The following is a 20,217-nucleotide window of genomic DNA, read 5'->3' as shown; positions in this document are numbered from 1 at the left end:
TGGGCGTTCCCGGGGCGGATGACCATGAAGGACGGAGACAGTGGAGCGGTATCACGGATGGGCCGACGAGCGGTTCGGCGCGGTCGCCGACGCCTTCGCGGGTAACTTCGCGGACTTCCCCGAGCTGGGCGCGGCGGTCGCCGTGTACGCCGGCGGGCGTAAGGTCGTCGACCTCTGGGGCGGGGTCGCGGACGAGCGGACCGGCCGGCCATGGGAGCAGGACACCGTGGTGCCGGTGTTCTCCTGCGCCAAGGGCATCGTGAGCGTGTGCGTACACCTCCTCGCACAGGAGGGACGGCTCGACCTGGACGCGCCCGTCGGCCGGTACTGGCCCGAGTTCGCGCGGAACGGCAAGGAGGCGATCACCTCCCGCATGGTGCTCGGGCATCGTGCGGGAGTCCCCGTCCTCGACGAGGTGCTCTCGTTCACGGAGATCGCCGCCTGGACGCCGGTGATCCGCGCCATCGAGGAGCAGAAGCCGCTGTGGGAGCCTGGCACGGCGTACGAGTACCACGGCCACGTCTTCGGCTTCCTCCTCGGCGAGGTGATCCGGCGCGTCACCGGGCTGACACCGGGCGCCTACTTCCGGGAGGCCGTGGGCGACCCGTTGGGGCTGCGCGCCTGGCTCGGCCTGCCGGATCGGGAGATGGACGGCCGGGCCCGGCTCGTCGAGGCCGGGGGACGGCCTGCGATGCCGGGGCCCGAGCACCTGCTCACTCGCATCGTGACGATGAACGGCGCCCTGGTCTTCCCCGGCCTGGATGAGCCGCACGGCTGGAACGACCCGGCCCTGCTCAGAATGGAGCTGCCCGGCGCGGGCGCCACCGCGTCGGCGAGCGGGCTCGCCGGGCTGTACGCGGCGGCGGTCACCGGGATCGAGGGCCGCGAGCGGCTGCTCACCCCGGACACCGTGACGGACGCGGTCCGGGAGGTGTCCTCGGGCAAGGGGTGGCTGGGCTTCGACGCCGGGGCGCGCTGGGGCTCGGGCTTCCTGCTCGACTCGTCGTTCCGGCCGATGCCGGGGCCGCGCAGCTTCGGCAACGACGGGGCCGGCGGCCAGTTCGCCTTCGGCGACGACGAGTACGGCGTGGGATTCGCCTACGTCGCCAACCGCATGGTCGGCCACGGTGACGCCCGCGCCACCCGCCTGATCAACGCCCTGCGCGAGTGCCTCGTGCGGTGACCGCACACGTTCGCCGGGTCCGGTGGCAGCCCGGCGAACCCTCCGGGCTGCCCTGAGTGATTCGACGCTGTAACCCCAGCAGGAACAAATCCCTGCTGGCGGGACAGCGCCGGTGACGACTCCATGCCCCGGCGACAACTCGTCTCCTGGACCGCGACCGTGTCCCGGAGATCCACGGGTGACGGGAGAGTGTGCCACCGCTTCGGGGCCGTGTCGGCCCCGCGATCCCGATCGTCACTCATACCTCCAGAATGCGATGCCGCCCGCGCCCTGTCGACGCGTCGACGGACACGGTCATCGGGGAAGCGCCGCCGCCGGAGGGGTCAGGGGCGGGTGAGGATGAGGCCGCTGGTGGGGACGCCGGTGCCGGCGGTCACGAGGACGTTCTCGACGCCGGGGACCTGGTTGACGGAGGTGCCGCGGAGCTGGCGGACGGCCTCGGCGATGCCGTTCATGCCGTGGATGTACGCCTCGCCGAGCTGGCCGCCGTTCGGGTTGACCGGGAGGCGGCCGTCGAGCTCGATGCCGCCGTCCGCGACGAAGTCCTTCGCCTCGCCGCGCCCGCAGAAGCCGAGCTCCTCCAGCTGCACCAGCACGAACGGCGTGAAGTGGTCGTACAGGATCGCCGCCTGCACGTCGGCGGGCCTCAGCCCCGCCTGCCGCCAGAGCGTCTCCCCCACGCGGCCCATCGCCGGAAGCGTCGTCAGGTCGTCCTCGTAGTAGGAGAACATCATCATCTGGCCGGGCCCCGAGCCCTGCGCCGCCGCCCTGATCACCGCGGGCGGATGGGGCAGGTCGCGGGCGCGCTCCGCGCCGGTCACGACGATCGCGACGCCGCCGTCGGACTCCTGGCAGCAGTCGAGCAGGTGCAGCGGCTCGACGACCCACCGGCTGGCCTGGTGCTCCTCCAGGGTGATCGGCCGCTCGTGGAACCACGCCTTCGGGTTGGTCGCCGCGTGGCGGCGCATCGCCACGGCCACCCGCCCGAAGTCCTCGCTGGTCGCTCCGTACTCGTGCATGTAGCGCCGGGCGTACATCGCGACCCAGGCGGCCGGGGTCGCGAAGCCGTACGGCAGGTGCCAGGAGAACTCCAGGTCCGCCGCGCCGACGGCGTGCTCGGAGCGGGCCGCCGCCTGGCCGAAGCGGCGCCCTGAGCGCTCGTTGAACGCCCGGTAGCACACGACCGTCTCCGCCAGCCCGGTCGCGACCGCCATCGCCGCGTGCGCGACCGTTCCGCAGGCCGCGCCGCCGCCGTAGTCCACGCGGGAGAAGAAGGACAGGCCCGGGATGCCGAGCTCCCGCGCCACCGCGATCTCGGTGTTGACGTCCGCCGTGAAGGTCACCAGGCCGTCGACGTCGCCCGGCGTCAGCCCGGCGTCCTTGATCGCGTCGATGCACGCCTCGGCGGCGAGCTGAAGCTCCGAGCGGCCCGACTCCTTGGAGAACCCGGTCGCCCCGATCCCGGCGATCGCCGCCGTCCCGGAGATGCTCATGATCCCCCCTTGAGTCGTACGGTGGCGATGGCGTGGTCGCCGAGGCTCACGGCGCCGCGCACCTCCACCGTGCGGTCGTCGACGACGCGGCCGGTCAGGGTCAGCGTGTCCCCGGCGTACGCGGGCACGCCGAGGCGTACGGAGATGCCCTCCAGGACGGCGCCGGGGAGGTGTTCGAGGACGTAGCGCTGGACGAGGCCCATCGTGGTGAGGATGTTCAGGAAGATGTCCTTCGACCCCTGCGCCCGTGCCAGCGCGGTGTCATGGTGCACCGGTGTGAAGTCGCGCGTCGCGAGGGCGGTGGCGATCACGAACGTCGGCGTCAGCTCGATGCTCAACGCCGCCGGGCCCGCCGCCGCCTCCGCGTCGCGCGCCTCCGGCGCGGCCGGCTCCCGTGTGCCCGGCTGCGGCGCGGAGCCGGACGGGCGCCACTGGGGCAGGGTGAGGTCGTCGTCGATCTTCTGGAAGACGAGCTCGACCGGCATGCCGATCCGTACGCGGTCGGGCGGGCAGTCGAGGAGGTCGCCGACCATGCGCACGCCCTCCTCCAGGTCGACGAGCGCGACCACGAACGGCGGGTCGAAGCCCGGGACCGGCGGATGGTGGTGGACGACGTAGCTGTGGAGCGTGCCACGCCCGCTCACGGTGACGTGCTCGCGCTTGGTCGCGTGGCAGTCCGGGCACATCGGGCCGGGTGGATGGCGCAGCCGCCCGCACTCGGCGCAGCGCTGGACGCGCAGTTCCCCGTCCCGTACGCCGTCCCAGAAGAACCGGGTGTCCGGGCCGATGGCCGGCCGGGGCCGGCGGCCCTTCGCCGTCCGGCCGCCCGCCGCGCGGGGGCGGAACTTCAGCACCCGGAACATCATCTCGGCGACGCGCTCGTCCCCGGAGTACCAGGTCTGGTGCCAGGTGACGAAGTAGCCCTCGCCCAGGCCGGTGCGCTTGGGCCCCGTGACGCCGCCGAAGCGCATCGTCGAGCGCAGCTCCTCGCCGTGCCGCAGGTACCGGTCGTAGGTCTGCTCGCAGTTGGTGGCGACCACGCCGGTGAAGCCGGACTCGTTCAGCAGGGCCAGGACCCGGTCGGCGACCGAGCCGGGCTTGTCCGTGCTCAGCCCGGGCATCGACCAGACCTGGATCATCGCGGGCGGCGCCGTCCCGGTCCACCGGGTGTCGCGGTCGCCGAGCGCCTGGGCCCAGTTGCGGATCATCGGGGCGTTCACCGGGTCCGGGCAGGGAGCGGCGGACCGCTCTCCCAGGGCGGCCAGCTCCTCCGCGAGGGCCATCAGCCGATCGTGCAAGGTGTCTGTCTCCTTCGCGGTGGCTCGCGGCGGTCACCGGGGGGCTCGCGGCAGGCCGAGGCCGATCATCGCGATCAGCTCCCGCTGGATCTCGTTGACGCCGCCGCCGAACGTCAGCACGATCGCGCCCTTCACGCCGTGGTCGAGGCGTTCGATGAGGTCGCGGGTCTCCTCGTCGCCGGGATCGCCGTACCGGGCGAGGACCTCGCCGACCACGCGGCCGACGTCCTGCATGCGCTCCGACCCGTAGATCTTGGTGGCGGACGCGTCCGGCGCCCCGAGCCAGCCCAGATCCATGCTCGCGGCGACCTGCCAGTTGAGCAGCTCGTTGACCCGCAGGTACGCGTGGACCCGCGCGACCGCGCGCCGTACGTCGGGGTGGTCGATGAGCGGGCGGCCGTCGGGACCCGTTCTCGTCCGGGCCCAGTGGGCGAACCGGTCGTAGGTGTGACCGATGTTGCCGGCCGGGCCGAGCGTGACCCGCTCGTGGTTGAGCTGGTTGACGATGAGGTTCCAGCCCTTGTTCTCCTCGCCGACGAGCAGGTCGGCCGGGACCTGGACGTCCTGGTAGTAGGTGGAGTTGGTGTGGTGGCGGCCGTCCATGGTGACGATCGGCGTCCAGGAGAAGCCGGGGTCCTTGGTGTCGACGATGAGCATCGAGATGCCCTTGTGCTTCTTGGCGTCCGGGTCGGTCCGCGCGGCCAGCCAGATGTGGTCGGCGTAGTGCGCGCCCGAGGTGAAGATCTTCTGGCCGTTGACGATGTAGTGGTCGCCGTCCCGTACGGCCGTGGTGCGCAGCGCGGCCAGGTCCGTTCCGGCGCCGGGCTCGCTGTAGCCGATCGCGAAGTGGCACTCACCGGCGAGGATGCCCGGCAGGAACCGCTTCTTCTGCGCGTCGGTGCCGAACTCCACGAGCGTCGGCGCGACGGTGTTCAGCGTGATGATCGGGTACGGGACCTCGGCGCGGGCGATCTCATTGGCGAAGATCTGCTGCTCGACGGGGCCGAACCCCCCGCCGCCGTACTCCCTCGGCAGCGCGATGCCGAGCATGCCGTCGCGGCCCAGCCGCCGGCAGTGCGCCATGTACGCGGTCCCGAAGGGATCGTCGGCGATGTCGTTCCGCTGCGCGTCGGTCAGGCAGGAGGCGAAGTACGCGCGCAGCTCGGCACGCAGCGCCTTCTGCTCGTCGGTCAGGTCGATGAACATCAGGCCACCAGAGCTCCAATCGCGTCCAACTGCGCCTCGGCGCCACCCAGCAGTTCCGCGTGGTGCTTGGCCCAGGCGAAGTACCGGTGCAGCGGGTAGGTGACGTCCAGGCCGAGCCCGCCGTGCAGGTGCTGGCAGGTGTAGAAGGCCCGCAACGCGGGGTCGCACGCGTTGTACGCGGCGACGGCGAGCACCTCGGCGGCGTCGTCGAGACCCTCGGCGAGCCGCCACACGCCCGCCCAGACCGCCACGTCGAGTGCCCGCTTGGCGATGTAGACGTCGCCGATCTGCATCGTGACGGCCTGGAACTCCGCGAGCGGCCGCTCGAACTGCTCACGGGTCTTGACGTGCTCGGTGGTCAGCGCGAGGGCCCGGTCGAGCGCCCCGGACACGATGGCGACCGCACCCGCGGTGGCGTGCTCGGTGAGGGTCCGGTGCGCGCCGCCGCCGAGCAGGGCGTCCGCGCCGACCCGTACGCCCTGCAGGCCGATCCGCCACAGCGGCTCTCCGGTGGCCGACGGCTGCGGGGCGAGCGCCACCGCGCCCGGCTCCACCAGGAAGACGCCGGTCTCCTCGCCGAGCCACGCGGGAACGAGGATGACGTCGGCCTGCTCGGCGTACGGGACGAAGGTCTTGACCCCGTCGAGGACGTACGCGTCCCCGTCGCGGCGCGCCGTCGTCGCAGGGCCGGTCCCCGGCCGGTGCGGCGTCGCCGTGGCCGGGCCGCGACCCGGCTCGCGCGGCCCCGTCGTGGCCGGGCTTGTCCCCGGCTCGCGGCCGGCGGCCGTGGCCAGGCCGGAGCCCGGCTCGCGGACCGCCACGCTGAGGACCGATCCGCCGGCGGCGAGGTCGGCGAGGCGTCCGCGCTGCTCCTCCGTGCCGTGCGCGGCCACGGTCGCCGCCGCGACGAGGGAGCCGTACGCGGGGACCGGGGCCACGTGCGCGCCGACCTGGCGCAGGATGACGGCGAGTTCGACCGCCCCCAGCCCGGCGCCGCCGACCTCCTCGGGCAGGCAGGCGCCGAGCAGGCCGGCCTGCGCCATCGCCCCCCACAGCGCGGCGTCGTACGGCGCGCCGGACCTCTCGTGGGCCTCCAGGCGTTCCGTCGTCGCCTCGCGGCCGAGCAGGCCGGCCGCCAGGTCCTGCAGCTCACGGGCGCTCTCGTCCAGGTCGAAGTCCATGGCCCCTCCTCAGGTCACGTTGCCCGCCGCCCGGCCGTTCCCGGCGGGCCACAGGTGCGCTCTGCCCCGGCTCTCGAACTCGGCGCGCAGCCGTTCGGCGTCCTCGCCGGTCAGGCGGCGGTACCGGAGCTCCCGGCCGGGCCGCCACCAGACCGGATCCGTCGTGTTCCAGGCGTCCGCCGCCAGCGACCGCCGGACCACCTTGTTCGAGGCGGTGGACGGCAGCCGGCCGGCGACCCGTACGTAGCGCGGCGTCCACTTGGGACTCAGGTCGGCGCGCCCGCGCAGGAACGCGGCGAACCGCTCGGGGTCGAAGGAGCCGACCAGCGCCACCATCACCTGATCCCCCGCCGCGACGTCCGGCACGCCGTACACCGCGAGCGCCGCGACGCCGGGCAGCTCGCCGAGGACCCGTTCGACCTGGGCGGCGCCGAAGTTCTCGCCGTCCACGCGCAGGCGGTCGGCGTCCCGCCCGGCGAAGAACACGAAGCCGTCCGCGTCCCGGTAGGCGAGGTCGCCGCTCCAGAACATGCCGTCCCGGAGCCGGTCGTCGGCGCGTTCGTTGTAGTAGCCGTCGAAGAGGCCGGGCCCGCGCGTGTTCACGAGCTCGCCGATGGCCTCCTCGCCGTTGAGGACGCGGCCGGCCGCGTCCAGCCGCGCGGGCGGGCACTCCCGGCCGGTGGCCGGATCGAGGATCGCGATCCCGTCGCCGAGGCGGCCGAGCGCTCCGGGCGGGCCGGCGGGATCGGGCGTGAGGGCGATCGCCGTCTCGGTGGAGCCGTACCCGTCGACGACCGCGCAGCCGAACCGCTCGGCGAACCGCCGCTGCTCCAGCGGCGCGGCCTCGTTGCCGAACGCGATGCGCAGTGGATTGTCCGCGTCGTCGGCGCGCTCGGGCGTCGCCAGGACGTACGACAGCGCCTTGCCGACATAGTGCAGGTACGTGCAGCCGTACCGGCGGACGTCGGGCAGCGTCCCGGAGGCGGAGAACCGCGCGCGGAGGACGAGCTGCGCGCCGACGGCGAGCGCCGGGGCGTACGCCGCCATGACCGCGCCGGAGTGGAAGAGCGGCATCGGGCAGTAGACGACGTCGTCGGGCCGCAGCAGCCGGCCGGCCAGCACCGCGCCGGGGAGGACGATCTTGCGGTGGGTGACCCGCACCGCGCGGGGCCGTCCCGACGTGCCGGACGTGAAGATCAGCATCAGGAGGGTCTCCGGGGCGACCGGCGCGGGCTCTCCGAGGGGCGCGGCGCGCTCCGGCCCGGTGACCGGCAGGCCGGTGCGGGCGGCGACCCGCTCCGCGAGGGCGGCGTGGCGCGGCTCCGTCACGAGCAGGTCGCAGTCGGCGCGCGTCGCGTCGGCGGCCAGTTCCTCGGCGGCGCGTGTCGTGTTGAGGGCGACGATCACGTTGCCGGACAGGGCCGCGCCGCCGAGCAGGAAGACCATCTCGGGGACGTTGTCGAGCAGGACGCCGACGTGCAGGGGCCGCGACCCGGCCCTCCGGCCCGCGATCCCGGCCATCCAGCCGGCGCGCCCGGCGCATTCCCCGGTGACCGCGCGCCAGGTCCAGGCGTCGCCGGCGGCACGGAGCCCGACGCGGTCGTCGGCGGACCGCGCCCGGAGCAGGTCGGCCACCGTTCCGGACACCGCGTCACCTCCCGGGCTCACCGGAAGAAAACTAGAACAGATTCTATTATGTGTCCACCATCGGTGATCCCCCACCCGCCCTCCGGGCGCGTCGGGCTCTGCTTACCTCGACCGAACGAGTTCCAGCCCCCTCGCCCGCGGCAATGCATAACGTGTTCTCACCGGGCGGTACGCTGATCCATGACACGCGCGGGCGGGGCACCGCGCTCACAGCCCGAGGAGTCGTCGTGACGGCAGAGTCCACCGCCGCCAGCCATCCGGGGGTCCGCTCCCGCAGCCAGCACCAGCGCCGCCGGCGCATCGTCCAGGCCGCCGCGGCCCTCGCCTCCCGCGGCGGGGTGGAGGCGATGCAGATGAGGACCGTCGCCGAGCGCGCCGGCGTGGCCCTCGGCACGCTCTACCGGTACTTCCCGTCCAAGATGGACCTGGTGGTCGCGGTCGTCAGCGAGGAGATGGACACCCTCGAGGGCAGCCTGGAGCGCCGCCCGCCGCGCTCGGCGACCGCGGCCGGGCGCGCCGTCGAGGTGCTGATGCGCGCGACGCGCGGGTTGATGCGCGAGCCGGAGCTGGCCGACGCGCTGATCCGGTCACTGCTGCTGTCGGACGTCAAGACCGACTTCGGCAACCGCATGACCGGGATGCTGGCCCGGGTGCCGGGGACCGACGCCGACGCCGGGGAGGGCGGCGAGAGCCGGGTCCTCCTGCGGTCGCTCAGCAGCGTGTGGGTGATGGAGATGATCGAGATGCTCCGCGGCCACACCACGAACGAGGAGATTCAGGCGCGACTGGAGATCGCGGCGGCCCGCCTGCTCGCCGACTTCTGAGGCCGAGGACGCGGGCCGGGAGCAGGCTCAGGCAGCCGCCGCCCGGAGCTGCCCGGACATCCCGGTGCGGACCAGGTAGAGGGCCAGCCGGGTGACAAGGGCCTCGACGATCATCACGAGTGCCTTGGCGAGGACGGTCGACACGAGGTCAGGCATGGTGGGGCACCTAGGGGTTGAGTGGGGATACCTTCCGCCTAAATTATGCCTTCTTGTCCGAATCGATGGTTACGGTGGCGGGTGACGGGTAGGTGAACATTTTCCCAAGTCAGACGGCCGGTCGCCGGATCCGGGTGAGCAGTACGGCCGCCAGAGCCAGACCCACCCCCGATCCGAGGGCGATGGCCCAGCAGTGCGGGAGCAACGGCCGGCAGCCGAAGAAGTGGCTGAGGCCCGGCACCTGCACGATGAACGCCAGCGCGCCGAGGGACGCCAGGCCGCAGCCGAGCACCAGCGGGTCGCGGCCGCCCGCGACGATCGTCTGCGCGAGCTGCGTGGTGACGAGCGCGACGAGGCCGGTGGTGTCGGCCTGGCCGCGGGTGCCGCTGGCCCGCGCCATCATCCAGGCCGCCAGCGCCGCCCCCGCCGTCGTGCCCGCGCGGACCGTGACGTCACGGGTCAGCGCGCCGCCGAGCGAGCGGTCCGGGCCCTCGGCAAGGAGCTCCTCGCTCGTCACGCCGGACGGCGGGCGGGCCGCCAGGGCGATCGCCGGGAGCATGTCGGTGAGCAGGTTGACCAGGAGCAGCTGACGCACGTTCAAGGGGCTGCGCCCGCTCACCAGCCCCGTTCCCACGGTGAAGGCGATCTCGCCGAGGTTGCCGCCGAGCAGCACGGCCAGGGCGTCCCGCGTCGAGCGCCACATCGCCCGGCAGTCGGCGATCGCGTCGGTGATCGTCTCGATCCGGTCGTCGGTGACGACCACGTCGGCGGTCTCGCGGGCGGCGGGAGTGGCCCGCTCCCCGAGCGCGATGCCGACGTCGGCCAGCCGGATGGCCGGGGCGTCGTTGGCGCCGTCGCCGGTGACGGCGACCACCCGCCCGGCGCTGCGCAGGGCCCGGACGACGCGGGCCTTCTGCGCGGGGCTGACCCGGGCGAACACCGCCACCCTGGACAGCGCGTCGGCCAGCTCCTCGTCGCGCAGGGCGTCGAGGTCCGGCCCGGTCATGATCCGGCCGTTCAGCAGCCGCAGCTCGGCGGCGATGGCCTCCGCGGTGGTCGGGTGGTCACCGGTGATCATGATCACGTCGACGCCCGCCTTCCGCAGCCGGCCGACCGCCTCCGCGGCGGTGGGCCGGACCGGATCGGCGATGCAGAGCAGGCCGAGGAAGCCGAGCCGGTCGATGCGCTCCGCGGTGAGGTCCCGGCGCCCCGACGCCGCGCGCTCCGCGACCGCCAGCACCCGGTAGCCGAGGCGGGCCAGGCGGTCGATCTCCTGGTCGACCTTCTCCCGCGCCTCCCGATCGAACGGAACCTGCCCGTCGTCGCGCTGCCAGGTGTCGCACGCCTCCAGGATGATCTCCGGAGCGCCCTTCACGCTCAGCCGCTGCCGGCGGTTCGTACGGCCGAGCACGGCGTGGTAGCCGCGCGCGGGTTCGAACGGCAGCTCGTCGACCCGCTGCCACGCCCCGAGCCCCTCCGCGGCGTCCATGCCGAGCTTGCGGGCGGCCCTCATGATCGCCCGGTCGGTCGGGTGGGGCAGCCGGCCGCCGCCGGGGTCCGGCGTCGCGCGTACGGCGGCCGCGAGGATCTCCCGGAACGCCGGCGGCAGCCGCTCCTCGACGGGGCGGGACGCGATGCCGTCGGACACCTGGCCCAGCCGCAGCCGTCCCTCCGTCAGCGTGCCGGTCTTGTCGAAGCAGAGGACGTCGATGCGGCCGAGGGCCTCGATCGTGCGCGGGTTGCGGACGAGCGCGCCACGACGGGACATCCGCCGGGCCGTGGCCAGCTCGGCCGCCGTGGCGACGAACGGCAGCCCCTCGGGCACGGCGGCGACGGCCAGGCTGACCGCCGGTCCGAGGGCACGGGCGAGCGTGGCCCCGCGCAGGAGATCCGTCCCGAAGAGCACCGCGCCGGCCCCCAGGGCGACCGGCAGGGTCACCCGCGTCAGCGCGCGCAGGCGCGTCTCGACGCCGCCGGGACGGTCCTCGGCGCCGGCCTGCCGCGTCGTGCGCCCCACCTCGGTCTGGGCGCCCGTCGCGACCACGACGCCGACCGCGTCGCCCGCGGCGATCACCGTGCCCTGGTACAGCATCGAGTGCCGGTCGGCGACAGACCGGGCCATGCTGGGCCGGGGGTCCTTCGTGACCAGCTGCGACTCGCCGGTAAGGCTCGACTCGTCGACCTCGAGGTCCTTGGCCGACAGCAGGCGCAGGTCCGCCGGGACCGCGTCCCCCGCGGTGAGGACGACGACGTCGCCGGGAACGAGCTGGTCGGCGGTGGCCCGCGGCTCTTCGCCGCCCGCGTCCGGACGCCGGAGCCGTACCCGCACCGCGCTCAGGTCGACGAGCTGCCGCAGCGCGCGGTCGGCGCGGACCCGCTGCAGGCCGGACATCATCGCGTTGACTGCGAGGACCGCGCCGATGAGGGCCGCGTCCATGATCGATCCGACCACCGCGGACACTCCGGCCCCGGCCGCCAGCGCGGGGGTCAGCGGGTTGTCCAGCTCGTCCACGGTCACCTGGGCGAGCCCGGGCGGGCGGATCACCTCCCCCACGTCCGAGCGGCGCCGGGCGGCCTCGTCCTCGTCGATGCCGGACATGGACGACCCCAGCCGGGTGAGCACGGCCTTGGCCGGCCACGCATGCCAGGCCGTACGGTCCTGCGGCACGGGAGCGGGCCGCCGGGTCAGCGCCCGGCCCGACAGGGAGCCCACGACGAACGCCGACACGGTGGCGAAGTCGACCGCCAGCCGCGCCCGCCGGGGCGCGCGTGCGGACGACCCGGCCGCGGCCAGCAGCGCCCCCGCCACCGACCCCACGTTGGCGATCCGGGCGGCGCGCGTGCTGGTCCGCCGGGCCGACGGCATGGCCCCCAGCAGCAGGCACGCCTCCGCCAGACCCGGCCCGCACAGCAGGGGTGCGCCCCAGGGCGGGCGGCGGCCGGGTGCCAGCAGCCCGATCCCCACGTCCGCCGCCGCGAGCGGCGCGCCACCGCGCGCCGCGACGAGCGCGACGACGTGCCCGGCCTCCTGGGCCTGGCGCACCGAGTCGAGGAGCCGGCCGCCGCCGGGCACCGCGTCGGGAACGGACAGCCGCTGCGCCAGCACGGAGGCGCCGGCCACGGCCACCGACCCCACCCCCCTGGCGGCGTCGATCAGGGCCTCGGCCAGCGGGTCGAGCTCGGCGACCACGGAGACCAGGGCGGCCGGCTCACCGTCGCGGGTCAGCAGGAGCACGATCGCGCCGAGCTCCCGCAGTTCGGCAGCGCGCGCCCGCGCCTCGGCCGAGAGGTCGGCCTCGGACACCGGAGCCGGTTCGGCCTCGGTGGCCGGGGCGCCCGTGGAGGCGGACGTGAGAACAGCGTCCGAGATGGAGACGGAGGCGGAGTCCGGCGTGGAGACGGGGGCGGCGTCCGGCGTGGAGACGGGGGCGGAGTCCGGCGTGGAGACGGGGGCGGAGTCCGGCGTGGAGACGGGGGCGGAGACCGGGGTCGACGTGGACGCCGGGGCGGCCGGGCGCAGCGGCGTCACCACCCAGGGTCCGTCCTCCCGCCGGGCCTCCGGGCGTTCCAGGTCCACCAGCGCGTGGGCGCGTTCGTGCGCCTCTTCGGCGGTGACCAACGGGAGGGGGACGACGTCCTCGATCACCATGTCGCCGGTGCGCAGCACCGACGCGTCGACGATGACGTGGTCGACCCGGTCGAACCGGCGCAGGCTCTCCAGGTCGATGACGATGATGTCCCGGCCCGCGAGTACCAGGCCGAGCTGGGTGGCGAACGCCTCGCGGCCCATGCGCGCCGCCCTCGGCACACCGGCGGCCAGCACCCCCTGTGCCCGCGCGGCGTCACGGGTGAGAACGTACGCGCCCACCGCACCGGTGATCGCCGTGGGCACCGTCCAGGCGGCGCGCTCCACCGGCCCGTACGGCAGCGGCACGGGCCGCTCGGGCACGTCCAGAGCCGGGGCCTCGAACGAGCCCTCCTCACGGATCAGGTGCCCGGTGCGCCGGTGCCACACGGATCGGTACGCGCGCGCCTCCCCGACGCGGGTCGTCCGGTGCACGGCGCCGATCAGCAGGCCGGTCGGCTGCTGGGCCAGCGCCTGCAGGCCCGCGAGGCCACCGCCGATGAGGACGTCGGTCGCCGCGCGCCCGATCAACCGCGTCAGCCGCTCCCTGACCTGCGGCGTCGAGTCGGCCATCGCGATGAGGGTGCCCACGGCCGGCGGGATCGGCACGGCGCGCAGCACGAACCTGCCCGTGATGGCGGCGGTCGCCCCCGCCGCGTACGCGGCCGTGAGCGCCGTCTCCCGCAGGACCGCCTGCCGATGGCCGGGGTCGGGATGCGCGGCGTACGGCTCACCGGCGGCGTCGTACCGGTCCTCGACCGCGTCGACCACCCCGGTGAGCGCGTCAACGGGGACGTCACCGTCGTGGGCCACCATCACGACGCCGAGAACGCCGTTCACCTCGGCACGGCGCACCCCCGCGACCTCGCTCATCGCGGTGACGAGGTCGCTCGCCATGCCCTCGCGGCCCGGGTGATGCAGACCCCGGACCCGGATGCTGGTCCGCCGGCCGGCCCGGTGCACCCGCCGTTGCTCCACCGTCTCGATGGCGGCGCGCAGCGCGGCCGCCGGGTCCTGTACGACCGCCTCGGACGCCCGCGCGGCGGCCGCGGGCAGACGCACCAGCAGGCCCGGAAGGCGCACCGCCTCGCACGAGGCGCGCCGTACGACGCCCGGGACCGTCATCGACGCCCGCGCGGCCGTGCCCGTGACCGTCACCGAGGTCCGCGCGGCCGTGCCCGTGACCGTCGCCGTGGCCCGCGCGGCCGTGCCGGTGACCGTCGCCGTCATCTGGAGCAGGCCGGACGCGGCACGGAGAAGTGGTCCCAGCGGCATGAGTCCGGGTACCCGGTCGTCAGGCGTTCTCGGCCGTGGACCGGCCGGTGGAACGAGGCGTGGTCGCGGTACCGGCCGCGCCCGTGGCTCCGGTCTCGGCTCCCGCCGCGCCCTCGGCCGCGGTGGCGCCGGTCGCCCGCGCCCGGCTCGTGCCGGCCGTCGTCCGCGATCGGCTCGTGCCCGTCGTCTTGGCGCCGGTCGCGCCCGCCGTCGTCCGGGTCCGGCCGGTGGTGCCCGTGGTGGTCCGGGACCGGCTCGTGCCCGCCGTCGTCCGGCCGGTGGTCCGTGCCGGAGTCTCGGCCGGCGTCGCGGCCTGCGTGCTCGCCGGGACGGGTCGTGCGGGCTCCCGCCGACCGGCGGCCCGGCGCGCCACCATCGTCCCGACGCCGACGGCCGCGGCCACCGGCCAGTCGAGGACTCCGATGGCGGCGGCGGCCGCCAGTCCTCCGTAGAACATCAACCGGTCCCTGGGGGGCAGGTACGCGGCGGCGACCCGGCCCATGTCGCCGACCATGGCGAGCCCCCGGGTGGGCAGGGGAATCCTCAACATCCTGACGTGCGGCGTGACGACGGGGACGGGGACCGCGGCCCCGTGCTCCTCGGTGTGCATCGTCTCCGCCGTCGTCGCCGGGGTCGTCGTACGACCGCGCCGTGTGGTGGCCGCGGTCGTCGCCGACGTCCTCTGCGACGCGGGCCTCTCCTTCGTGGCTGTGGCTCTTCTCTCCGCGGCCATGCCGACCATCCCCCGATCGTGCCGGTACACCGTTTCCGCCTTCGAAGGTCCACGTTGCTCCGCGAACGGCCTCGACACAAGCCCACAATGGGAGATCCGGACAGACCTTTTCCCTGCTCAGGGTCATACGAAGGGCAAAATCGAGCGAGTTGCCACATACGCCCGATTCGGCGGCGGACCCCGCGTACGCCCGCGCGGAACGACCGCCCTGTGCAGACGTTCCCGGACCGAGCGCCTCCCAAGCGGGCTCCATCGCCGCAGGCGGGAGCCCACCGCGCCGGCGGACCGGTGGCGGGACACGCCCGGGGCCGGCGGCGGTGGGTAGAAGCATCATCGGACGGGCCTCGACCGTCTTGAGGAGGGCCTTGAAGACGATGTCGGATGTCGAACCCGGGCACGAGCCCGACTACCGCTTCTCGCTCGCCAACGAGCGCACCCTGCTGGCCTGGGTACGGACGGCCTTCGGCCTGGTCGCGCTCGGGATACCGCTGGTCGGCGGCATCCGGGGAGTCGCGCTGCCGGGCTGGCACCGGGAGATCGGCCTCGGCGCCATCACGCTGAGCGTGGTCATCGCGCCCGTCGCCTACCGGCGCTGGCGGCGGGCCCAGGAGGCGATGCGGCTGGGAGTCTGCCTGCCGCGCGATCCCCTTCCCGCCGTTCTCACGGTGGGCGTGGCGGTCCTCTTCACCGCCACGCTCGTCAGCGGGCTCGTGACCCGGTGAGCTCCGGCCTCCAGGCTCAGCGGACGGAGCTCACCTGGCTGCGGGCCCTGCTGTCCTGCTGGGCGGCCGGCCTGCTCGCCGTCAAGATCGCGTTCCCGGCCGGGGCCGTCGCGCTGCTCGGCCCGCTGGCGGTGACGGTCGTCGCGTACCGCAGGCGACGATGGTTGCGCGGGCACGCCGAACCGCCGCCGATGTCGCCGGTGGAGGGACTGCTGCTGGCCGGTGCCTGCGTGTGGGTGGCCGTCGCGGGCGTCATGATGCTGTGAACCCCCGCCGCGGTGCTCATCGCCGCGCTCGTCGGCCGGCCGCGGTGCTCATCGCCGCGCTCGTCGGCCGGCCGCGGTGCTCACGGCCGCGCTCGTCAGCTCCCGCGGGTGGTGAAGGTCGCCCACACGACCTTGCCGTGACCGTACAGCGGGGTCCAGTTCCACGCGTCGCTGAACGCGGCGACGAGGTACAGACCGCGCCCGCTCTGGGAGACGAAGTCGGCCTCCCCCTGCTGGGGCACCTCGTCGCTGGGGTCGGCGACCGCGCAGGTCAGCCGGCCGACGGTCCGCAGGAGCCCGAGCCTGACCGGGGTGTCGCCGGGGCCGGCCGTCGCCCCGACGGCGTACCGGATGGCGTTCGTCACGAGTTCGGAGACGACGAGGCCGACGTCGTCGTACATGGCCGCCAGGCCCCAGGTCCTCAGCCCGTCACGCGTGAACTCGCGCGCCTCCCGCACCGATTCGGGCAGCGCGGCGAGGTCCCGCGTCATCGCGTCCGAGCCCATCCTGGCGGGCGGTACGAGGTGGCCCGGCCACCGTCCGCCACGCGCGATCGCCGACAACAGCCACTCGTGCGCTTCGTCGACGCTCTCACCGGTCATCCAGCGCGCTCCGTGTGCTGTCATCGCGATCCCCTGGGAAGCAGTGATCGGCGTGCCTCGCGCGCTATCCTGCTCGACATGCCTTGCATATGCAAGGCCCGATGCACGTGCAGACGATCGTGCAACTCTGACAGCGACGGAAGGGAGTGGCACACTGTGCGCTGACCGATGCTCATGGAGGTAGGGGTGGACACAGCGCAGCCCGCTGGGGGACCGACCGTTCTGCGCCGGCTCCTCGGCGCTCAGCTGCGTCGGTTGCGTGAGCGGCAGGGCATCACGCGCGAGGAGGCCGGGTACGCGATCCGCGCCTCCGGTTCCAAGATGAGCCGCCTGGAGTTGGGCCGGGTGGGATTCAAGGAACGCGACGTGGCCGACCTGCTCACCCTCTACGGCGTCATGGACGAGCGAGAGCGCGAAAGCCTTCTCGAGCTCGCTCAGGACGCCAACACTCCCGGCTGGTGGCACAGGTACGGCGACGTTCTGCCGGGCTGGTTCGAGACCTACGTGGGGCTGGAAGAGGCGGCCGCGCTGATCCGCACCTACGAGGTCCAGTTCATCCCCGGTCTGCTGCAGACCGAGGGCTACGCCCGCGCCGTCATCTCCCTGGGCAACTCGGCCGCGCCTCCCGAAGAGATCGAGCAGAGGGTCAGCCTGCGGATAACTCGTCAGAAGCTGCTCACGCGAGGGGACGGTCCTCGCCTGTGGGCGGTCGTGGACGAGGCGGCGTTGCGACGCCCGATCGGGGGACGAGAAGTGATGCGCGGTCAGATCGAGCGCCTCATCGAGGCGACGAAGCTGCCGAACGTCATTCTCCAGGTGTTGCCGTTCCGGGTCGGCGGTCATACCGCCGAGGCCGGGGCGTTCACCATCCTGCGGTTTCCCGAATCGGACCTGCCGGACGTGGTCTACGTCGAGCAACTGACCAGTGCGCTGTATCTGGACAGGCGCGACGACGTGGACGCCTACATGGAGGCGATGGAACGCCTCTGCGTGGTCAGCGCACCTCCGGACAACACCGCCGAGATCCTCAGCAGGATTCTCCAGGAGACATGAATGCAGTACCGGGCGTACAACGGCATCCCCGCCACCGATCTCGCCGACGTCCGATGGCAGAAGAGCCACCGGAGCAACTCACAAGGTAATTGCGTCGAGCTGGCCCAGCTCCCCGACGGCAGCGTGGCCGTCAGGAACTCCCGGCATCCGGCCGGGCCCGCCCTGGTCTACACGAAGGCGGAGATCAAAGCCCTCATCCAGGGCGCCAAGGCCGGCGACTTCGACACTCTGATCGCCTAACGGCGAAACTTCGACACACCCCCGTTCGGGCGCGCTCGGCCGGGGGTCCGCGACGGACCGGCCGCTGCGGGCACGCTCACCGAATCGAACTGCACCAGAACAAGTTCTTCCCGGCATCCGCCGATGCCGTGAGGCTTGCAACCGTCATATTAGAACGGGTTATAGTTCGGGCGAGGCGTCGTCACCGCAGGAGGCCACATGGGCTCGCCGGTCATCGTGGAAGCCGTACGCACGCCGATCGGCAAGCGCCGTGGATGGCTGGCCGGCCTGAAGCCCCAGGCGGTGCTGGCCCACGCGCAGCGCGCCGTGATCCAACGCGCCGGGATCGACGCGGCCGACATCGGCCAGGTCCTCGCCGGCTGCGTCACGCAGGCGGGCGAACAGGGCGGCCACGTCGGCCGCCATGCCTGGCTGTACGCCGGGCTCCCCCACCAGGTCGGCGTCACGACGATCGACGCCCAGTGCGGGTCGAGCCAGCAGGCGGTCCACCTGGCCGCCGCCCTGATCCAGGCCGGCGTCGTGGAGGCCGCGATCGGCTGCGGCGTGGAGGTCATGAGCCGTGCGCCGCTCGGCGCGAACATCACGAGCACCGCCCCCTGCCAGGAGGCCGGCGGCCGTCACCCGTACGCCCGGCCCCGCCCCGACGACTGGTCGATCGACCTGCCGGACCAGTTCACCGCCGCCGAGCGCATCGCGACGCGGCGCGGCCTGACCCGCGACGACCTGGACGCCTTCGGCCTGCGCTCGCAGCAGCGCGCCGCCAAGGCGCAGGCGGACGGCCGCTTCGACCGGGAGATCGCGCCGATCGAGGCGCCGGTGCTCGGCGACGACGGCGCCCCCACCGGAGAGGTCCGCACCGTCACCCGCGACCAGGGGCCGCGTGAGACGACGCTCGACGGGCTGGCGAGACTGCGCCCGGCGGCCGGCGACGGGCTGCACACCGCCGGGACCTCCTCGCAGATCTCCGACGGCGCCGCCGCCGTCCTCGTGATGTCCGAGGAGCGGGCCCGCGCGCACGGGCTGCGGCCCCGGGCGCGGATCCGGGCGCAGGCGCTCGTGGGCGCCGAGCCGTACTACCACCTGGACGGCCCGGTCCAGGCGACGGAGACCGTGCTCGCCGCGGCGGGCATGTCGATGCGGGACATCGAGCTGTTCGAGGTGAACGAGGCGTTCGCCTCGGTCGTCCTGTCCTGGGCCTCGGTCCACGAACCGGACCTGGACCGGGTCAACGTCAACGGCGGGGCCATCGCCCTCGGCCACCCGGTCGGCGCGACCGGCGCCCGCCTGATCACCACGGCCCTGCACGAGCTGGAGCGCCGCGACGCCGCCACGGCCCTGGTCACGATGTGCGCGGGCGGCGCCCTGTCCACCGCGACGATCCTCGAACGCCTCTGACCCCCCGCCCCAAGGACCCACGATGGCACCCTTATCGGATTCCGAGGTCCGCTCGTACATCGGCGGATTCAGCATGCCCATGAGAGGCGGAGCCGGACGCGTCAACCTCGACCGGCCCCTCGCCCGTCTCGAACTGCATCCCCACCGGGTGAGCTTCCACGCGCGAGGCCCGTTCACGCTCATGGTCCGACCACGATCGGTGCCGTTCCGGGCGATTCACGAGGCCTTCCCCATCGCTCCCGTATTCCTCGGCGGCCCCGGTGTCGGCCTGGGCTGCGCCGACGGCGACTACTACTTCTGGACGCGTTGTGCGCACGAGCTCCTCGGCGCCCTGGACACGGCCGGGGTGCCGGTCGACCCGGCTCCCCGGCGGGTACGGCCGAGGTCGGTGACGTTCTGACCACTTGGTTCAGAAGTGTTGACGACGGCTCGCGTCAGATGACGGTCGTCTCCTCCGTGACCATCACGCCGATCGAGTTCTGGTCGATGAAGTTCGCCTCGTCGGGATGGACCCGCACGCGGTAGTTCTCGGAGGCGAAGAACGCGTCGTGGTCCGCCCAGTCGTCGAACCAGATCTCGGTGAGGCCGTCGTACGCCGGAGCCGGGTAATTCTCGGCCGGCACCGGATGCGAGACCGTGTACTTCCTGACGTACTGCTTCGCCTCGGGGATCGAGGTGAAGAGCGGCGCGTGACGGTCGCGGTGGTACTCGACGAACTCCTCGAAGGTCATGCCGTCGACCCGATTGATCAGATAAGCGAACTTGATCACAGTGTCTCCTTTCACTGACGCGAGGTCCGCCCGCCTGACGCGGACCCCCTGTCGGCGCGGATTACGGTAAACGGTGACATTGATGTGAGGGGCAAGCGCAATCGTCAGCACGAATGGAGTGTCGATGAGGATCGGCGAGCTGTCGGAGCGGACCGGGGTCAGCCGGCGTTCTCTGCGCTACTACGAGGAGCAGGGGCTCGTCGTGAGCACCCGGTCCCCGAGCGGTCAGCGCCATTACGCCGAAGACCAGGTCCAGCGGGTCGGACTCATCCAGTCGTTCTTCGCGGCCGGCCTGTCCAGCCGCACGATCGTCGAGATGCTGCCGTGCATGACGACCAGACCGACGATGCGGGCCGCCCAGGACTCGATGGCGGTGATGCGCCGGGAACGGGAGCGTCTCTCAGGCACGCTCGACACGGTCCTCGCCGCGATCGCAGCGCTCGATCGACTGATCGACGAGAACCGCGCTTACCAGGCCCGGCCGGCCGCCGCAGCCTCTCCCCAGGGTGACACTCCGGTCACGAATCGTTGATGAGACGCGCGCCACT

19 protein-coding genes are annotated in these 20,217 nt (G+C 73.4%); 9 read left to right on the top strand and 10 right to left on the bottom strand.

Annotated features, from left to right (window positions below):
- Positions 1-40: 40 nt before the first annotated feature.
- The gene (locus NDW01_RS33255) at positions 41-1,183 is read left to right on the top strand and encodes a serine hydrolase domain-containing protein (RefSeq protein WP_252828299.1); all 1,143 of its coding nucleotides are present in this window, start codon (positions 41-43) and stop codon (positions 1,181-1,183) included.
- 323 nt (positions 1,184-1,506) lie between these two features.
- Here NDW01_RS33255 and NDW01_RS33250 read toward each other — a convergent pair whose 3' ends face one another.
- Genes NDW01_RS33250 through NDW01_RS33225 form a run of 5 tightly spaced genes read right to left on the bottom strand, consistent with a single transcriptional unit; the run spans position 1,507 to position 8,008 of the window.
- A complete protein-coding gene (locus NDW01_RS33250) occupies positions 1,507-2,676 on the bottom strand; it encodes a lipid-transfer protein (RefSeq protein ID WP_252828298.1) in 1,170 nt (389 codons plus the stop codon).
- A complete protein-coding gene (locus tag NDW01_RS43580) occupies positions 2,673-3,974 on the bottom strand; it encodes an OB-fold domain-containing protein (RefSeq protein ID WP_305883839.1) in 1,302 nt (433 codons plus the stop codon). Before NDW01_RS43580 ends, NDW01_RS33250 begins: the two co-directional genes overlap by 4 nt.
- Before the next feature lie 33 nt (positions 3,975-4,007).
- Positions 4,008-5,180: an acyl-CoA dehydrogenase family protein gene (locus NDW01_RS33235; RefSeq protein WP_252828297.1), complete on the bottom strand. Its 1,173-nt coding sequence runs from the start codon at positions 5,178-5,180 to the stop codon at positions 4,008-4,010.
- Positions 5,180-6,361 carry an acyl-CoA dehydrogenase family protein gene (locus tag NDW01_RS33230; RefSeq protein ID WP_252828296.1) on the bottom strand — a complete coding sequence of 394 codons (1,182 nt, stop codon included), beginning with the start codon at positions 6,359-6,361 and terminating at the stop codon, positions 5,180-5,182. The genes NDW01_RS33235 and NDW01_RS33230 overlap by 1 nt, the downstream gene beginning before the upstream one ends.
- A gap of 9 nt (positions 6,362-6,370) precedes the next feature.
- On the bottom strand, positions 6,371-8,008 hold the full coding sequence (locus NDW01_RS33225; RefSeq protein ID WP_252828295.1) for an AMP-binding protein: 1,638 nt from the start codon (positions 8,006-8,008) through the stop codon (positions 6,371-6,373).
- A gap of 227 nt (positions 8,009-8,235) precedes the next feature.
- On the opposite strand from NDW01_RS33225, the gene NDW01_RS33220 reads away from it, so the two are divergent.
- On the top strand, positions 8,236-8,832 hold the full coding sequence (locus NDW01_RS33220) for a TetR family transcriptional regulator (RefSeq protein WP_252828294.1): 597 nt from the start codon (positions 8,236-8,238) through the stop codon (positions 8,830-8,832).
- A gap of 27 nt (positions 8,833-8,859) precedes the next feature.
- Here NDW01_RS33220 and NDW01_RS43240 read toward each other — a convergent pair whose 3' ends face one another.
- The 3 genes from NDW01_RS43240 to NDW01_RS33210 form a co-directional block, all read right to left on the bottom strand.
- Entirely contained in the window at positions 8,860-8,988 is a 129-nt protein-coding gene (locus NDW01_RS43240; RefSeq protein WP_256513678.1) for a hypothetical protein, read from the bottom strand.
- A 109-nt stretch (positions 8,989-9,097) separates the two neighbouring features.
- Positions 9,098-13,888, bottom strand: coding sequence for a cation-translocating P-type ATPase (locus NDW01_RS33215; protein ID WP_252828293.1), 4,791 nt, complete (start codon positions 13,886-13,888; stop codon positions 9,098-9,100).
- A 19-nt stretch (positions 13,889-13,907) separates the two neighbouring features.
- Positions 13,908-14,498, bottom strand: coding sequence for a hypothetical protein (locus tag NDW01_RS33210; protein ID WP_252828292.1), 591 nt, complete (start codon positions 14,496-14,498; stop codon positions 13,908-13,910).
- Between the two features lie 497 nt (positions 14,499-14,995).
- On the opposite strand from NDW01_RS33210, the gene NDW01_RS33205 reads away from it, so the two are divergent.
- Together NDW01_RS33205 and NDW01_RS33200 are read left to right on the top strand one after the other, a co-directional pair.
- Positions 14,996-15,343 (top strand): YidH family protein, encoded by a 348-nt coding sequence (locus NDW01_RS33205; protein WP_252777395.1) that lies wholly within the window; start codon positions 14,996-14,998, stop codon positions 15,341-15,343.
- A complete protein-coding gene (locus NDW01_RS33200; RefSeq protein WP_252828291.1) occupies positions 15,340-15,609 on the top strand; it encodes a hypothetical protein in 270 nt (89 codons plus the stop codon). The genes NDW01_RS33205 and NDW01_RS33200 overlap by 4 nt, the downstream gene beginning before the upstream one ends.
- A gap of 95 nt (positions 15,610-15,704) precedes the next feature.
- Here NDW01_RS33200 and NDW01_RS33195 read toward each other — a convergent pair whose 3' ends face one another.
- Positions 15,705-16,211, bottom strand: coding sequence for an ATP-binding protein (locus NDW01_RS33195; protein WP_252828290.1), 507 nt, complete (start codon positions 16,209-16,211; stop codon positions 15,705-15,707).
- Positions 16,212-16,397: 186 nt separating this feature from the next.
- On the opposite strand from NDW01_RS33195, the gene NDW01_RS33190 reads away from it, so the two are divergent.
- The 4 genes from NDW01_RS33190 to NDW01_RS33175 all read left to right on the top strand — a co-directional run bounded on the left by NDW01_RS33190 (position 16,398) and on the right by NDW01_RS33175 (position 19,299).
- Positions 16,398-17,264 (top strand): helix-turn-helix domain-containing protein, encoded by an 867-nt coding sequence (locus NDW01_RS33190; protein ID WP_252775746.1) that lies wholly within the window; start codon positions 16,398-16,400, stop codon positions 17,262-17,264.
- Positions 17,265-17,504 carry a DUF397 domain-containing protein gene (locus NDW01_RS33185; protein WP_252775744.1) on the top strand — a complete coding sequence of 80 codons (240 nt, stop codon included), beginning with the start codon at positions 17,265-17,267 and terminating at the stop codon, positions 17,502-17,504.
- A gap of 198 nt (positions 17,505-17,702) precedes the next feature.
- The gene (locus NDW01_RS33180) at positions 17,703-18,899 is read left to right on the top strand and encodes a steroid 3-ketoacyl-CoA thiolase (protein ID WP_252828289.1); all 1,197 of its coding nucleotides are present in this window, start codon (positions 17,703-17,705) and stop codon (positions 18,897-18,899) included.
- A gap of 22 nt (positions 18,900-18,921) precedes the next feature.
- On the top strand, positions 18,922-19,299 hold the full coding sequence (locus NDW01_RS33175) for a hypothetical protein (protein WP_252828288.1): 378 nt from the start codon (positions 18,922-18,924) through the stop codon (positions 19,297-19,299).
- A gap of 34 nt (positions 19,300-19,333) precedes the next feature.
- On the opposite strand, the gene NDW01_RS33170 is transcribed toward NDW01_RS33175, so the two are convergent.
- Positions 19,334-19,669 carry an EthD domain-containing protein gene (locus tag NDW01_RS33170; RefSeq protein ID WP_252828287.1) on the bottom strand — a complete coding sequence of 112 codons (336 nt, stop codon included), beginning with the start codon at positions 19,667-19,669 and terminating at the stop codon, positions 19,334-19,336.
- A gap of 124 nt (positions 19,670-19,793) precedes the next feature.
- Between NDW01_RS33170 and NDW01_RS33165 the strand changes: the two genes are divergently transcribed.
- Positions 19,794-20,201, top strand: coding sequence for a MerR family transcriptional regulator (locus NDW01_RS33165; protein WP_252828286.1), 408 nt, complete (start codon positions 19,794-19,796; stop codon positions 20,199-20,201).
- Positions 20,202-20,217: the final 16 nt, after the last annotated feature.

The sequence above is a fragment of the Actinoallomurus soli genome, from assembly GCF_024055715.1.
GTDB lineage: Bacteria > Actinomycetota > Actinomycetes > Streptosporangiales > Streptosporangiaceae > Actinoallomurus > Actinoallomurus soli.
Note: the sequence above shows the minus strand (reverse complement) of the source record. Positions and strands in the feature narration are given on the sequence as shown.